1 protein-coding gene is annotated in these 941 nt (G+C 46.2%); it reads left to right on the forward strand.

From position 1 onward, the window contains the following. On the forward strand, positions 1-941 hold a 941-nt coding region (argS, locus tag WKV44_10615), incomplete at both ends, for an arginine--tRNA ligase (protein ID MEM5948988.1).

The raw sequence follows: 941 nt of genomic DNA on the forward strand, positions 1-941 counted from the left end.
AGAGTCAGACTTATCTTCTGGGCAAGGATCTTGTTTTAAAGGGGCTGGAGAAGGGTATTTTTTATAAGGAAGAAGACGGTTCTGTCTGGGTTGATCTCTCCGAGATAGGGCTTGATAAAAAGGTTTTGCTAAGAAAGGACGGCACTTCTCTTTATCTTACTCAGGACCTGGGGACTGCTGTGTCCAGGCATAAGGATTGGCCTTTTGAGAGGCTTATCTACGTGGTTGCATCCGAGCAGAACTATCATTTTAAAGTGCTTTTTTATGTTCTAAAGAAGCTCGGATACGAGTGGGCTGATAATCTGTATCATCTTTCTTACGGTATGGTAAACCTTCCCGAGGGTAAGATGAAATCCAGAGAAGGCACGGTTGTGGATGCCGATAACCTTCTGGACCAGCTTGTTGAGATGGCAAAGGCTGAGATAGAAGAGAAGGGCAAGCTGGAAGAAGGCGATGATGCGGATAAAACGGCTGAGGCAATTGCTCTTGGCGCTCTGCATTATTTTCTTTTGCAGGTCAGCCCCAACAAGGATATGATTTTTGACCCGCGCGAGTCCATCTCTCTTACGGGAAACACAGGTCCATATCTGCAGTACATGGGCGCAAGGATAAGCAGCATGCTGAGAAAAGCGCCGGAGCTGGTTGTTGCTCCCGAGGATGTTGATATAAGCCGCCTTGAGCAGGATTCCGAGTGGGAGCTTATGAGCCTTATGGGAGAGTTTCCGGAGATACTTTCTTCTGCAGCAAGGGATTACAACCCCTCTCTAATCGTCAGCTACCTCTACGATGTGGGAAAACTCTTTAGCCGCTATTATCATGACAATCCAATAATCACCTGCGAGGATAAAGAAACAGCAAAAGCAAGGCTTCTTCTTGCACGCTGTGTGCTAAATGTTCTTAAAGCAGGCTTTAAACTGCTCAATATTCCTTTTCTGGAAAGG

It is taken from the genome of Spirochaetia bacterium 38H-sp, assembly GCA_039023545.1.
Lineage (GTDB): Bacteria > Spirochaetota > Spirochaetia > Winmispirales > Winmispiraceae > Rarispira > Rarispira pelagica.